This window comes from Streptomyces sp. NPDC042259 (genome assembly GCF_055582085.1).
Map to the genome: position 1 here is coordinate 958,594 of NZ_JBVJDW010000002.1, position 13,669 is coordinate 972,262.

General features: G+C 74.7%; 9 protein-coding genes, 1 pseudogene and 1 riboswitch. Of the genes and pseudogenes, 5 read left to right on the forward strand and 5 right to left on the reverse strand.

What is annotated here, in order from left to right:
• Window positions 1-89: 89 nt before the first annotated feature.
• Window positions 90-3,698, reverse strand: coding sequence for a cobaltochelatase subunit CobN (cobN, locus tag ACZ6MA_RS08610; RefSeq protein ID WP_469432127.1), 3,609 nt, complete (start codon window positions 3,696-3,698; stop codon window positions 90-92).
• Window positions 3,699-3,788: 90 nt separating this feature from the next.
• A riboswitch (cobalamin riboswitch) is annotated at window positions 3,789-3,933 on the reverse strand.
• Window positions 3,934-4,188: 255 nt separating this feature from the next.
• Here cobN and ACZ6MA_RS08615 point away from each other — a divergent pair.
• From ACZ6MA_RS08615 to ACZ6MA_RS08625, 3 genes and pseudogenes are all read left to right on the forward strand, one after another.
• Window positions 4,189-5,022, forward strand: a pseudogene (locus ACZ6MA_RS08615) (nitrite reductase); the annotation flags it as partial.
• 432 nt (window positions 5,023-5,454) lie between these two features.
• Window positions 5,455-6,081 (forward strand): precorrin-8X methylmutase, encoded by a 627-nt coding sequence (locus ACZ6MA_RS08620; protein WP_469432299.1) that lies wholly within the window; start codon window positions 5,455-5,457, stop codon window positions 6,079-6,081.
• Window positions 6,078-7,583 (forward strand): precorrin-2 C(20)-methyltransferase, encoded by a 1,506-nt coding sequence (locus tag ACZ6MA_RS08625; protein ID WP_469432128.1) that lies wholly within the window; start codon window positions 6,078-6,080, stop codon window positions 7,581-7,583. Before ACZ6MA_RS08620 ends, ACZ6MA_RS08625 begins: the two co-directional genes overlap by 4 nt.
• Before the next feature lie 323 nt (window positions 7,584-7,906).
• Here ACZ6MA_RS08625 and ACZ6MA_RS08630 read toward each other — a convergent pair whose 3' ends face one another.
• Complete coding sequence (locus ACZ6MA_RS08630; RefSeq protein WP_469432129.1) at window positions 7,907-8,266, reverse strand: hypothetical protein; 360 nt, start codon at window positions 8,264-8,266, stop codon at window positions 7,907-7,909.
• A gap of 69 nt (window positions 8,267-8,335) precedes the next feature.
• Window positions 8,336-9,076 (reverse strand): cobalt-precorrin-6A reductase, encoded by a 741-nt coding sequence (locus ACZ6MA_RS08635; RefSeq protein ID WP_469432130.1) that lies wholly within the window; start codon window positions 9,074-9,076, stop codon window positions 8,336-8,338.
• Window positions 9,077-9,186: 110 nt separating this feature from the next.
• Here ACZ6MA_RS08635 and ACZ6MA_RS08640 point away from each other — a divergent pair, with 110 nt between their 5' ends.
• Complete coding sequence (locus ACZ6MA_RS08640; RefSeq protein WP_469432131.1) at window positions 9,187-10,338, forward strand: cobalt-precorrin-5B (C(1))-methyltransferase; 1,152 nt, start codon at window positions 9,187-9,189, stop codon at window positions 10,336-10,338.
• Between the two features lie 45 nt (window positions 10,339-10,383).
• On the opposite strand, the gene cobM is transcribed toward ACZ6MA_RS08640, so the two are convergent.
• Both cobM and cbiE read right to left on the reverse strand, forming a co-directional pair.
• Window positions 10,384-11,133, reverse strand: a complete 750-nt coding sequence (cobM, locus tag ACZ6MA_RS08645; protein ID WP_469432133.1) for a precorrin-4 C(11)-methyltransferase — start codon at window positions 11,131-11,133, stop codon at window positions 10,384-10,386.
• Complete coding sequence (cbiE, locus tag ACZ6MA_RS08650) at window positions 11,130-12,392, reverse strand: precorrin-6y C5,15-methyltransferase (decarboxylating) subunit CbiE (protein ID WP_469432134.1); 1,263 nt, start codon at window positions 12,390-12,392, stop codon at window positions 11,130-11,132. The genes cobM and cbiE overlap by 4 nt, the downstream gene beginning before the upstream one ends.
• A gap of 153 nt (window positions 12,393-12,545) precedes the next feature.
• On the opposite strand from cbiE, the gene tsaD reads away from it, so the two are divergent.
• On the forward strand, window positions 12,546-13,592 hold the full coding sequence (gene tsaD, locus ACZ6MA_RS08655; RefSeq protein ID WP_469432300.1) for a tRNA (adenosine(37)-N6)-threonylcarbamoyltransferase complex transferase subunit TsaD: 1,047 nt from the start codon (window positions 12,546-12,548) through the stop codon (window positions 13,590-13,592).
• Window positions 13,593-13,669: the final 77 nt, after the last annotated feature.

The window sequence follows — 13,669 nt, forward strand, 5'->3', positions numbered from 1 at the left end:
GACGGTCGCTCTTCGCTCTCACGTAAGTACCCACTCATGGGGCAGCACACTAGAGCCGTGTCCCGCGCACCGCGGCGTGCCGCCCGGATCTAGTCCTCGCCCTCCAGGTTGCCCTCGGTCTCCAGGAACGCCTGGCGCAGGCCCTCCAGCGTTTCCGCGTCCGGCTTGGCCCACATGCCGCGGCTCTCGGCCTCCAGGAGGCGTTCGGCGATGCCGTGCAGGGCCCAGGGGTTGGCCTCCTGGAGGAAGGCGCGGTTCTCCGGGTCGAGGACGTAGGTCTGGGCGAGCTTGTCGTACATCCAGTCGGGGACGACGCCGGTGGTGGCGTCGTAGCCGAACAGGTAGTCCACGGTCGCGGCGAGTTCGAAGGCGCCCTTGTAGCCGTGGCGGCGCATCGCCTCGATCCAGCGGGGGTTGACCACCCGGGCGCGGAAGACGCGGGAGGTCTCCTCGACCAGGGTGCGGGTGCGGACCGTCTCCGGGCGGGTGGAGTCGCCGATGTACGCCTCGGGGGCCTTGCCCTTGAGTGCCTTCACCGTGGCGACCATGCCGCCGTGGTACTGGAAGTAGTCGTCGGAGTCGGCGATGTCGTGCTCGCGGGTGTCGGTGTTCTTCGCCGCGACCGCGATGCGCTTGTAGGCGCTCTCCATCTCCGCGCGGGCCGGGCGGCCCTCGAGTTCGCGGCCGTAGGCGTAGCCGCCCCAGACGGTGTAGACCTCGGCGAGGTCGGCGTCGGTGCGCCAGTCGCGGCTGTCGATGAGCTGGAGCAGGCCCGCGCCGTAGGTGCCGGGGCGGGAGCCGAAGATGCGGGTGGTGGCGCGGCGTTCGTCGCCGTGTTCGGCGAGGTCGGCCTGGGCGTGGGCGCGGACGTAGTTGTCGTCGGCGTCCTCGTCGAGGGCGGCGGCCAGCCGGACCGCATCGTCCAGCAGGCCGATGACGTGCGGGAAGGCGTCGCGGAAGAAGCCGCTGATGCGCAGGGTGACGTCGACGCGGGGGCGGCCCAGCTCCGCCAGGGGGATCGGCTCCAGGCCGTTGACGCGGCGTGAGGCGTCGTCCCAGAGCGGGCGGATGCCCATCAGGGCGAGGGCTTCCGCGACGTCGTCGCCGGAGGTGCGCATGGCGCTCGTGCCCCACAGGGACAGGCCCACCGACTTCGGCCAGTCGCCGTGGTCGGTGCGGTAGCGCTGCAACAGGGAGTCGGCGAGGGCCTGGCCGGTCTCCCAGGCGAGCCGGCTGGGGACGGCCTTGGGGTCGACGGAGTAGAAGTTGCGGCCCGTCGGGAGGACGTTGACCAGGCCGCGGAGCGGGGAGCCGGAGGGGCCCGCCGGGACGAAGCCGCCGTTCAGGGCGTGCACCGCGTGGTCGATCTCGTCGGTGGTGGCGGCCAGGCGGGGTACGACCTCGCGGGCGGCGAAGTCGAGGATGGCGGCGACCTGGTCGCCGTGCCCGCCCGCCACGGAGGCGACCGCGGCCGGGTCCCAGTCCGCGTCCTCCATGGCCTGGACGAGCGCGCGGGCCCGCTCCTCCGCCTCGTCGGCGGTGGTGCGGGTGGCGGCGGACTCGTCGAGGCCGAGGGCCTCGCGCAGGCCCGGCAGGGCCTGTGTGCCGCCCCAGATCTGGCGGGCGCGCAGGATCGACAGGACGAGGTTGACCCGCGCCTCGCCGGTGGGCGCGCCGCCCAGGACGTGCAGACCGTCACGGATCTGGGCGTCCTTGACCTCGCACAGCCAGCCGTCGACGTGCAGCAGGAAGTCGTCGAAGCCGTCGTCGTCCGGACGGTCGTCGAGGCCGAGGTCGTGGTCGAGCTTCGCGGCCTGGATCAGCGTCCAGATCTGGGCGCGGATGGCGGGCAGCTTGGCCGGGTCCATCGCGGAGATGGACGCGTACTCGTCGAGGAGCTGTTCCAGGCGGGCGATGTCGCCGTAGGACTCGGCGCGGGCCATCGGCGGCACGAGGTGGTCGACGAGGGTGGCGTGGGCGCGGCGCTTGGCCTGGGTGCCCTCGCCGGGGTCGTTGACGAGGAAGGGGTAGATCAGCGGCAGATCGCCGAGGGCGGCGTCCGGGCCGCAGGCGGCGGACAGGCCGGCGTTCTTGCCGGGCAGCCACTCCAGGTTGCCGTGCTTGCCGAGGTGGACCATGGCGTCGGCGCCGAAACCGCCGTCGGCCTGGGCGGCGGCGATCCAGCGGTAGGCGGCCAGGTAGTGGTGCGAGGGCGGCAGGTCGGGGTCGTGGTAGATCGCGATGGGGTTCTCGCCGAAGCCGCGCGGCGGCTGGATGAGGATCAGCAGGTTGCCGCGGCGCAGGGCCGCGAGGACGATGTCGCCCTCGGGGTTGGCGCTGCGGTCGACGAACATCTCGCCGGGCGCCGGGCCCCAGTGCTCCTCGACGGCCTCGCGCAGCTCGGCGGGCAGCTCGGCGAACCAGCGCCGGTAGTCGGCGGCCGGGATGCGGACGGGGTTGCGGGCGAGCTGCTCCTCGGTGAGCCACTCCTGGTCGTGGCCGCCGGCCTCGATGAGGGCGTAGATCAGCTCGTCGCCGTCGCCGGACGCGAGCCCGGGGACCTCCTCGGACCCGAAGTCGTAGCCCTCCTCGCGCAGTCGGCGCAGCAGTGCCACGGCGCTGGCCGGGGTGTCGAGCCCGACGGCGTTGCCGATGCGGGAGTGCTTGGTGGGGTAGGCGGAGAGGACCAGCGCGAGGCGCTTGTCGGCCGCGGGGATGTGCCGCAGCCGGGCGTGGCGCACGGCGATGCCGGCGACGCGGGCGGCGCGCTCGGCGTCGGCCACGTACATCGGCAGACCGTCCTCGTCGACCTCCTTGAAGGAGAACGGGACGGTGATGAGGCGGCCGTCGAACTCGGGGACGGCGACCTGGGTGGCGGCGTCGAGCGGCGAGAGGCCCTCGTCGTTCTCCTCCCAGGCGCTGCGCGGGCCGGTCAGGCACAGGGCCTGGAGGATCGGCACGTCGAGGGCGGCGAGGGCGCCGGCGTCCCAGGATTCGTCGTCGCCGCCGGCGGAGGCGGCCGCGGGCTTGGTGCCGCCCGCGGCGAGGACGGTGGTGACGACGGCGTCGGCGGCGGTGAGCGCCTCGACGAGCGCGGGCTCGGGGGCGCGCAGCGAGGCGACGTACAGCGGCAGGGCGCGGCCGCCCGCGTCCTCGATCGCCCCGCACAGGGTGTCCACGAAGGCGGTGTTGCCGCTCATGTGGTGGGCGCGGTAGTAGAGCACCGCGATGAGCGGGCCGCTCGCGCCGGGCTTGGGGGTGCGCTCCAGCGGGCCCCAGGTGGGGGCGGGCGCGGGCGCCTCGAAGCCGTGTCCGGTGAGCAGCACGGTGTCGGAGAGGAACCGCGCGAGCTGTTCGAGGTTGGCGGGGCCGCCGTGCGCGAGGTAGGCGTGCGCCTCGGCGGCGATGCCGATGGGGACGGTGGAGGCCTCCATCAGCTGGGCGTCGGGTGCCTGTTCGCCGGTGAGGACGACGACGGGGCGGTCCCCGGCGAGCAGCAGGTCGAGCCCCTCCTGCCAGGCGCGGATGCCACCGAGGAGTCGTACGACGACGAGGTCGGTGCCCTCCAGCAGCGCGGGCAGGTCGTCGAGCGCGAGCCGGGCGGGGTTGGCGAGCCGGTACGGGACCGGGCCTCCGTGGGCGGCAGCCGCGCGGGCGCTGAGCAGGTCGGTGTCGGACGTCGACAGGAGAAGGATCACGCGGCGCTCCCCAGGGCATCGAGGGTCGCCCGGGGCGTGCCGGACCGGAAAGTGCGCATGCGGCGGCTGGCCTTCCTCGGGGTCCGCGCCCCGGGCGGTTGGAGGACGGCGGGAGTTCCTGACTCGCCCGGCATCGCTGCCGGGCTCACAGTGGCGGGACCGTGCCGGAGTCACACCGGCTTCCTCCCCTGACGCCGTCGCTGGCGTTTGGCGGACCAGAGGACGAATAAAGAGATTCTGGCCACCGGTGAGCATAGTAAGCGCTGGCCGTTTGGCACAGGACGGTGCACCCGGTGTGATCGTCGGTATGCTCGCCGCCATGCCCGTCACCCCCACATCCCCCCCGGAGCGGGATAAACCGGCCGCCGGCGGACGGACCGTCCGCGCGGGCGGCGACGCGTGCCCCGGAGCGCTGCGGCTGCACGCCGCGGACGACGGGGCGCTGGCGCGCGTCCGGCTGCCCGCCGGTCTGTTGACGGCCCCTCAGGCGATGGTGTTGGCGCAGGTGGCGCGGGAGTTGGGCGACGGGAATCTCGACATCACCTCGCGTGGCAACGTTCAGTTGCGCGGGCTGGCCGAGGGCTGTGGCGGCGAACTGGCCGACCGGTTGCGGACGGCGGGACTGCTCCCGTCGGACCGGCACGACCGGGTGCGCAATGTGGCGGCCTCACCGCTGTGCGGCCTGGACGCGGGGACGCACGGAGGGACGCACGGGGGTGCCGAGCCGTCCCGCACGGGGGCAATCGATGTGCAGGCCTGGGCGCGCGCCCTGGACGCACTGCTGTGCGCCCCCGGCTCCGACCGTGCCGACGACCCGGATTTGTCAGGTTTGTCGGGACGTTTCCTCTTCGGTCTGGACGACGGGCGCGGTGACATCGTGGCCCTCGGTCCCGATGTGACATTGATCGCAAGCGGCGAGGGGCAAGCCGTCCTGTGCTTCGCCGCCTCCGGCCCCGGGCTGCGGATCGCCGCCGCCGACGCGCCGCGCGCGGCCGCGCTGGCCGCGCGCGAGTTCCTCGCGGCGCTGTCCCACAGCGGCGCCAAGGCCTGGCGCGTGCGGGACCTGGCGCCCGAACACCGCCCGCGCATCGCGGCATTGGCGGACCGGCTGAGGGCCGCGGGCATCGCCTGCGCACCGCTTGCCGACCCCCGGCTCCCGCACGGCTCCCCCGCCGAGCCGGGCCTGGTCACCGGCCCGGACGGGCGGTGCGCGCTGTCGGTGACCGCGCCGCTCGGCCGGCTGAGCACCGCCCAGTGGTCCCTGGTGGCCGACGCGGCCGCCCGGGACGGGGCGGGCGAGCTGCGTGTGACACCCTGGCGCGGCATCGTCGTCCCCGGTCTGCCGGCCGGTACGGCTCCCACCCGGCTGGCGGCGCTCGCGGACGCCGGACTCGTCACCTCCACCGCGTCCCCCTGGCACCGGGCGGGCGCCTGCGCGGGCCGGCCGGGCTGCGCCAAGTCCCGCGCGGACGTACGGGCGGACGCGGCGGCCTGCCTGGCGGGGCTGCCCCCGGCGGGGCTGCCGGTGTACTGGTCCGGATGCGAGCGGCGGTGCGGCCACCCGGGCGGCAGATGGGTCGACGTGCTCGCGACCGGTGACGGTTACCGGATCGCGGTACGGGACGGCCGGACGGAAACGGAACCGGTGACCGCACCCGCCACGGCGGGGGGACCGGCCGCCGCGGTCGCGGCGGCCCGCCGCTCGGCGGACCGACCTGCACGACACCACCAGGCGCAACCCAGCAAGCGAGGCACAGTGTTCGAGTACGAGAAGGACGGCGCGTCCATCTACCGCCAGTCCTTTGCCACCATCCGGGCCGAGGCCGACCTCGGCGGACTGCCGCCGGACGTCAGCCAGGTCGCGGTGCGCATGATCCACGCCTGCGGGATGGTCGATCTCGTACGGGACCTCGCGTACTCCCCCCAGGTGGTAGCGCGCGCCCGGGCGGCGCTGCGCGCCGGGGCACCGATCCTGTGCGACGCGAACATGGTCGCCAGTGGGGTGACCCGCAAGCGGCTGCCCGCGGACAACGAGGTGCTGTGCACCCTCGCCGACCCGTCGGTGCCGGAGCTGGCGCGGCGGATGGGCACGACCCGCAGCGCGGCGGCGCTGGAGCTGTGGCGCGACAAGCTCGACGGCGCGGTCGTGGCCGTCGGCAACGCGCCGACGGCATTGTTCCGGTTGCTGGAAATGGTCCAGGAAGGCGCGCCGCGCCCGGCCGCGGTCATCGGCATACCGGTGGGCTTCATCGGGGCCGCCGAGTCCAAGGACGCCTTGGCGGACAGCCCCTTGGGGCTCGACTACCTGGTGGTGCGGGGCCGCCGCGGCGGCAGCGCCATGGCAGCGGCGGCGATCAACGCGATAGCGAGCGAGGAAGAGTGAACGAGAAGCCTTCGACGACGGGCCGGCTGTACGGAGTGGGCCTCGGCCCCGGCGACCCGTCGCTGCTGACCCTGCGCGCCGTCGACGTCATCACCTCGGCCGATGTCGTCGCGTACCACAGCGCCCGGCACGGCCGCAGCATCGCGCGCGGCATCGCCGAGCGCCATCTGCGCCCCGACCACATCGAGGAGCGGCTGGTCTACCCCGTCACCACGGAGACCACCGACCACCCCGGCGGCTACCGGGGCGCGATGGAGGAGTTCTACGAGGAGGCCGCGGCGCGGCTGGCCGCGCACCTGGACGCCGGGCGCACGGTCGCGGTGCTCGCGGAGGGCGACCCGCTCTTCTACAGCTCGTACATGCACATGCACAAGCGGCTCAAGGACCGCTACCCCACGGAGGTGGTCCCCGGGGTCACCTCCGTCAGCGCGGCGGCGGCCCGGCTGGGCGAGCCGCTGGTGGAGGGCGAGGAGGTGCTGACGATCCTGCCGGGCACGCTGCCCGAGGAGGAGCTGACGGCCCGCCTGGCCGCCACCGACTCGGCCGTGGTGATGAAGCTCGGCCGCACGTTCCCCGCCGTCCGGGGCGCGCTGGAGCGCGCGGGCCGGCTCGCGGACGCCCGGTACGTCGAGCGCGCGACGATGCCCGGGGAGCGTACGGGCCCGCTGGCGGAGGTGGACCCCGCGTCGGTGCCGTACTTCTCGGTGGCGGTCCTGCCGAGCCGCGTCGACGCGGCTCCGGCCGCCTCGGGCCGCGGCGAGGTCGTGGTCGTCGGGCTCGGCCCGGCCGGCCCGCTGTGGCTGACGCCGGAGGCGCGCGGCGAGCTGGCGGCGGCCGAGGACGTCGTCGGCTACAGCACGTACGTGGACCGGGTGCCCGTGCGGCCGGGCCAGCGGCGGCACCCGTCGGACAACAAGGTGGAGTCCGAGCGTGCCGAGTTCGCACTCGACCTCGCCCGGCAGGGGCGGCGGGTCGCCGTCGTCTCCTCCGGGGACCCGGGCGTCTTCGCGATGGCGACGGCCGTACTGGAGATCGCCTCGGAGGACCCGTACCGCGAGGTGCCCGTCCGGGTGCTGCCCGGCATGACGGCGGCCCACGCGGCCGCAGCACGGGCGGGCGCGCCGCTCGGCCACGACTACGCGGTCGTGTCGCTGTCCGACCGGCTCAAGCCGTGGGAGGTCATCGCGGAACGCCTGCGGTCCGCCGCGGCGGCGGACCTGGTCCTCGCCCTGTACAACCCCGGCTCCCGCAGCCGCGTCTGGCAGGTCGGCAAGGCCCGCGACCTCCTGCTGGAACACCGCCCGGCCGACACCCCGGTCGTTCTGGGCCGGGACGTGGGCGGCCCGGAGGAAAGCGTACGGATCGTCCGCCTCGGTGCCCTGGACCCGGAAGAGGTCGACATGCGCACGATCCTCATCGTCGGCTCCACGCAGACCCGCGCGGTACGCCGCGGCGACGGCGAGGAGATCGTCTGGACGCCCCGGCGGTATCCGGAGCGGTGATCCGAGCAGGTGCGGTCCGGCATCGGCTTCACAGCCGACGCCGGACCGGACCACCGGAACTGGTCACAGGCCGAGGAAGGAAACCTGGCGGATGTAGACGCACTGGTGGCGTGGGACGACCTGGTACACGAACATGCCCGACGCGTCGATGGTCTCTTCCTGCATCCGGGGTGACGCGCCCGAGTACTTCGTCCCGTCGAGGTACAAAGCGGCTGCGGCGCGGACCAGTTCATCGGCCCGTTCTTCGACTTTCGCGATGAAGGCGATTCTCGATACCCCCGATGACGAATTCGGGGTCCGGGTCGTACTCCCACGCCCAGGTGTCACTCACCGGTCACCGCGGCGCGAGCCTCGTCACGGACGGCCATGCACGCGTCCATGGCTTCTCGCCATTTCGGGTCGTCGCGGTCGAGGGTGTTCGCACCGTCCAGAGCCGCACGGTAGCGGGCGGCCAGGGCGGGGCGGCGCTCGATCTCGATCTCGGTCGCCCACTTGATCTGGAACATCCGGATCGGCTGGAACGAGGCGTGCTGGGTGGCCGCGGTGAACGTCGAATCACGGTCCGCCTGGAACTCCGCGAGGCGGGAAGAGGCCACACGCGCGAGCGCGGCCCGTAGCGCGGGGAAGGTCATCTCGGGCCGTGGGATGAGCTCGGCTGGCTCTTCGGCGGGCTGTGCGGTCATGGGGCCTCCTTCCGGCGTACTCCGAACCGTATCGGCTCCCGTCCGCGCGCCGGAGCGGAACCGGCACCGTCAGCCCACTTGCGCGCGCAGCCAGCGCACCGCTTCCGCCGGGTCCGTCGCGACCGGCACTCCCTCCGGGGCCGGGGGGCGTCGGACGACGACCACCGGGATGCGCGCCTCGCGCGCGGCGACGAGCTTCGCGGCCGTCGCCGCCGCCCCGCTGTCCTTCGTGACCAGGACGTCGATGCCGTACCGGCGCAGCAGCTCCGCCTCGCCCTCCACCGTGAAGGGGCCCCGGTCCAGCAGTATCTCCGTGCGCACCGGCATCGGTGGTTCCGGGGCGTCCACGGAGCGGACGAGGAACCACATATCCTCCAGGTGGGCAAAGGCCGCGAGGCCCATCCTCCCCGTGGTCAGGAACACCCGCCGTCCGAGCCCGGGCAGCGTGTCCGCCGCCTCGGTCAGTGAGCCGACCGGGCGCCAGTCGTCGTCCGGGCCGGCGACCCAGCCGGGACGCCGGACGGCCAGCAGGGGAACATGGACGTCCGCGGCAGCCCGTGCCGCGTTGAAACTGATCGTGCCGGCGAAAGGATGGGTGGCGTCGATGAGCGCGTCCACCTGCTGCTCGCGCAGCCACCGGGCCAGGCCCTCGGGCCCCCCGAACCCCCCGATCCGTACCTGCCCCGCGGGCAGGCGCGGTGCGGCGACGCGCCCCGCCAGGGAGCTGGTGACGCGCAGCGCGGGGTCGGCCGCCAGCTCGGCCGCGAGCCGCCGCGCCTCGGTCGTGCCGCCGAGGATCAGGACGTGCACCGCGGCTCTCCTCCGTCGGGCCCGTCGTGGGCCGGTGTGCCGGGCGCCCGGCCCGGCCGGTGCCGCCGTGGCACCGACTGGTCAGATTAGCCGGACCGGCGGAGCCCCCCGTGACTGACGTCAAGGCCGAGGCGACCGCGAGCGGGCGCGGCGCGCAGCTCGCGCACACCGGGCTGCGGTCCGGCTGGACCACCGGTGCCTGTGCGACGGCGGCGACCACCGCCGCGTACACCGCGCTGCTCACCGGCGACTTTCCCGACCCCGTGACGATCACCCTGCCGAAGGGGCAGACCCCCGCTTTCGCGCTCGCCGCCGAGGAGCTGCGCGACGGCGGCCGGACGGCCATGGCGGCGATCGTCAAGGACGCCGGGGACGATCCGGACGTCACGCACGGGGCGTTGATCCGGGCCACGGTCCGGGCGCTGCCGCCCGGCTCGGGGGTGGTCTTCCGGGCGGGCCCGGGGGTGGGGACGGTCACCCGGCCGGGGCTGCCGCTGGCCGTCGGCGAACCGGCGGTCAATCCCGTCCCCCGGCAGATGATGCGCGATCACGTGGCCGAGGTCGCCGCCCGGTACAAGGGGGCCGGGGACGTGGAGATCGAGGTGTCGGTCGATCACGGCGAGGAGATCGCCCGCTCGACCTGGAACCCGCGCCTGGGCATTTTGGGCGGCATCTCCATCCTCGGCACCACGGGCATCGTCGTTCCCTACTCCTGCTCGGCCTGGATCGACAGCATCCGGCGCGGGGTGGACGTGGCCCGCGCTGCGGGGCGCACGCATGTGGCGGGCTGTACGGGTTCGACGTCGGAGAAGGTCGCGGTCGCCGTGCACGGGCTGCCCGAGGACGCCCTGCTGGACATGGGCGACTTCGCGGGGGCGGTCCTGAAGTACGTACGCCGTCACCCGGTCGACCGGCTCACCGTCGCAGGTGGTTTCGCGAAGCTCTCCAAGCTCGCGGCCGGGCATCTGGACCTGCACTCGGCCCGCTCGCAGGTGGACAAGGGCTTCCTCGCGGAGCTGGCCCGTCACGGCGGCGCGGACGCGGAACTGGCGGCCGCGGTGGCCGCCGCCAACACCGGTCTGGAGGCGCTGACCCTGTGCGCGGCACGCGGTGTCCCCCTCGGCGACCTCGTCGCGGCGACCGCCCGTGACGAGGCCCTCGCCGTGCTGCGCGGGGCGCCGGTCACGGTCGACGTCATCTGCATCGACCGGGCGGGCACGATCGTGGGCCGGGCCGAGCCGCGCGGTCCGGCCGGGCGCTGAGCCCCGGCTCGCCCGCCCGCGTGGCCCGGCTCCGGCCGCCCGTGGTCAGCCTGTGCGGCGGTCGCGCGTCGTCGAGTACAGATGGCTGTCCGGGAACTGCTCCGCCGCCAGGGTGCGGCCCACGATGATGACCGCCGTGCGGACCACGCCCGCCTCCTTCACCTTCCCGGCGATGTCGGCGAGGGTGCCGCGCAGGACGAGTTCGTCGGGGCGGCTGGCCATGGCGACGACGGCGGCGGGGCAGTCGGGGCCGTAGTGCGGGAGCAGTTCGGCCACGACGCGGTCGGCGTAGCGGGCCGCGAGGTGCAGGACGAGCAGGGCTTTGCTGCGGCCGAGGGTGGCGAGGTCCTCGCCGGGGGGCATCGGGGTGGCCTGCTGGGCGACGCGGGTGAGGATGACGGTCTGGCCGACGGTCGGCACGGTCAGCTCACGGCCGAGCGCCGCCGCGGCGGCGGCGAAGGCGGGGACGCCGGGGACGATCTCGTAGGGGATCTTGGCCGCGTCGAGGCGGCGCATCTGCTCGGCGACGGCGCTGAAGACGGCCGGGTCCCCGGAGTGCAGCCGGGCGACGTCGAGGCCCGTCTCGTGGGCGGCGACGAACTCGGCGGTGATCTGGTCCAGGTCGAGCTGTGCGGTGTCGACGAGGCGGGCGTCCGGCGGGCAGTCGGCGAGGAGTTCCGGGGGGACGAGACTGCCGGCGTAGAGGCAGACCCCGCACCGGGCCAGGGTCCGCACCCCGCGCACCGTGATCAGGTCGGCGGCGCCGGGGCCGGCGCCGATGAAGTACACGGTCATGCGTCGGTTTCTCCTTCTGCGGGGGTGACCTCGGACTCCGCGGGCTTGACCACGGACCACTGGGTGACCGGCATGGCCTGCCGCCAGCCGGTGAAGCCGCCGACGGGCACGGCGTGCGCGACGGCGAGGCGGGTCAGCTCGCCGCCGTGGCGTCGGTACCGGTCGGTGAGCAGCGCCTCGGATTCGAGGGTGACGGTGTTGGCGACGAGCCGGCCGCCCGGCGGGAGCGCGTCCCAGCAGGCGGTGAGCAGGCCGGGGGCGGTGAGCCCGCCGCCGATGAACACGGCGTCGGGGGTGGGCAGGCCGGCGAGCGCGGCGGGGGCGGCGCCGGTGACGACGCGCAGCGCGGGGACGCCGAGGGTCTCGGCGTTGCGGGCGACGCGCGCGGCCCGTACGGGGTCGCGTTCGACGGTGACGGCGCGGCAGGAGCGGTGGGTGCGCATCCATTCGATGCCGATGGAGCCGGAGCCGCCGCCGATGTCCCAGAGCAGTTCGCCGGGGGCGGGGGCGAGCGCGGCGAGGGTCACCGCCCGCACATGACGCTTCGTCAATTGGCCGTCGTGTTCGTAGGCCTCGTCCGGCAGCCCGGGGGTGAGCGGCAGCCGGAGCGCCCCGTCGGCGCGACGGCATTCGACGGCGATGACGTTCAGCGCGTCGCCGGGGGCGTGGTGCCAGTCGTCGGCGGTGCCCTCGACCCGGCGCTCGCGGGCACCACCGCCGAGCTGTTCCAGCACGGTCAGCGGGCTCGGTCCGAAGCCGCGGTCGCGCAGCAGGGCGGCGACCTCGGCGGGGGTGTCCGCGCCGGCGCTGAGCACCAGCAGCCGGCGGCCGGGGTGCAGGGCGGCGGACAGCGCGCCGGGCGGGCGGCCGACGAGGCTGCGCACCTCGGTGTCGTCGAGCGGCCAGCCGAGCCGGGCGCAGGCGTACGAGACGGAGGACGGGTGCGGCAGCACCCGCAGGCCCTCGGCGGTGCCGAGGGCGTCCACGAGCGTGCGGCCGATGCCGAAGAACATGGGGTCGCCGCTGGCGAGCACGCACAGCCGCCGTCCGGCGTGCGCGGCCAGCAGTCCGGGGACGGCCGGGCGCAGTGGGGTGGGCCAGGCGACGCGCTCCGCCGCGCACTCGGGTGGCAGCAGACCGAGCTGGCGGGGGCCGCCGACGATCACTTCGGCCCGGCGCAGGGCCTCCTGGGAGCCGGGGGCGAGGCCCGGCCAGCCGTCGGCGCCGATGCCTACGACCGTCACGGGGGCTTGGCTCACGTGGGCGCACCTCGGGATTCGCGGCGTACAGGGGCATCGGAACTCTACTGACCTGCGACGACGGCATCACGGCCGGGACCCGGTTGACTACAGTTGCATATGATTTGCAATTACGTATTGAAGGCAGGAGGTCCGCTCGTGAGGCGTTCACCGGTGGTGCTGGGGATCGAGTCGTCGTGCGACGAGACCGGTGCCGGTCTCGTGCGGGACGGGAAGCTGCTGGGACACGCGGTGGCCTCCAGCATGGACGAGCACGCGCGGTTCGGCGGTGTCGTGCCGGAGATCGCGGCCCGCGCGCATGTGCACGCGGCGGCGCCCGTGGTGCGGGCCGCGCTGGCCGACGCGGGCCTGACGATGCGTGACATCGGGGCGGTCGCGGTGACGACCGGCCCCGGCCTGTCGGGCGCGCTCCAGGTCGGTGTGGCCGCGGCGAAGGGGCTCGCGTACGCGCTGGGGGTGCCGCTGTACGGGGTGCACCACCTCGCCGGGCACGTGGCCGCCGACACCCTGGAGCACGGGCCGCTGCCCGACCCGGGCATGGTGCTGATCGTCTCCGGTGGCCACACCTCGCTGCTGCTCGTGCGGGACCTGGCGCGCGACCCGATCGTCCACCTCGGTGACACCCTGGACGACGCGGCGGGCGAGTGCTTCGACAAGGTGGCCCGGGTCTTCGGCCTGCCCTACCCCGGCGGTCCCGCCGTCGACCGGGCGGCCCGCGAGGGAGACCCGCGCGCGGTGGCGTTCCCCCGCCCGCTGACCGGCCCGCGCGACGCCCCGTACGCGTTCTCCTTCTCGGGCCTGAAGACGGCCGCCGCCCGCTGGGCGGAGAAGCACCGGCAGGCCGGGCGGCCGCTGCCCGTCGCGGACGGGGCCGCGTCCCTCCAGGAGGCTGTGGCCGACGTCCTCACCCGCAAGGCCGTCGCGGCGTGCGTCGAGCACGGCGTGGGCACCCTCGTCGTGGTCGGCGGGGTGGCCGCCAACTCCCGGGTACGGGCGCTGGCCCAGGCCCGCTGCGCGGCGGCGGGCATCGCACTGCGGGTGCCGCCGCTGCGGCTGTGCACCGACAACGGCGCGATGATCGCGGCCGTCGGCGACCTGCTGGTCCGGTCGGGCGCGGAACCCGCGCCGCTGGAGGTGTCCATCGACCCGTCGGCACCGCTGGAATACGCCGCCCTCCACCCGTTGGCCGGCGCCGCCTAGGCCGTGTGCGGGGCGCACCATGCGCGGGCCCGCGCGGGCCCGCGTCGCCCGCACCGCCGCTGCGCGGCGGTTGTCCT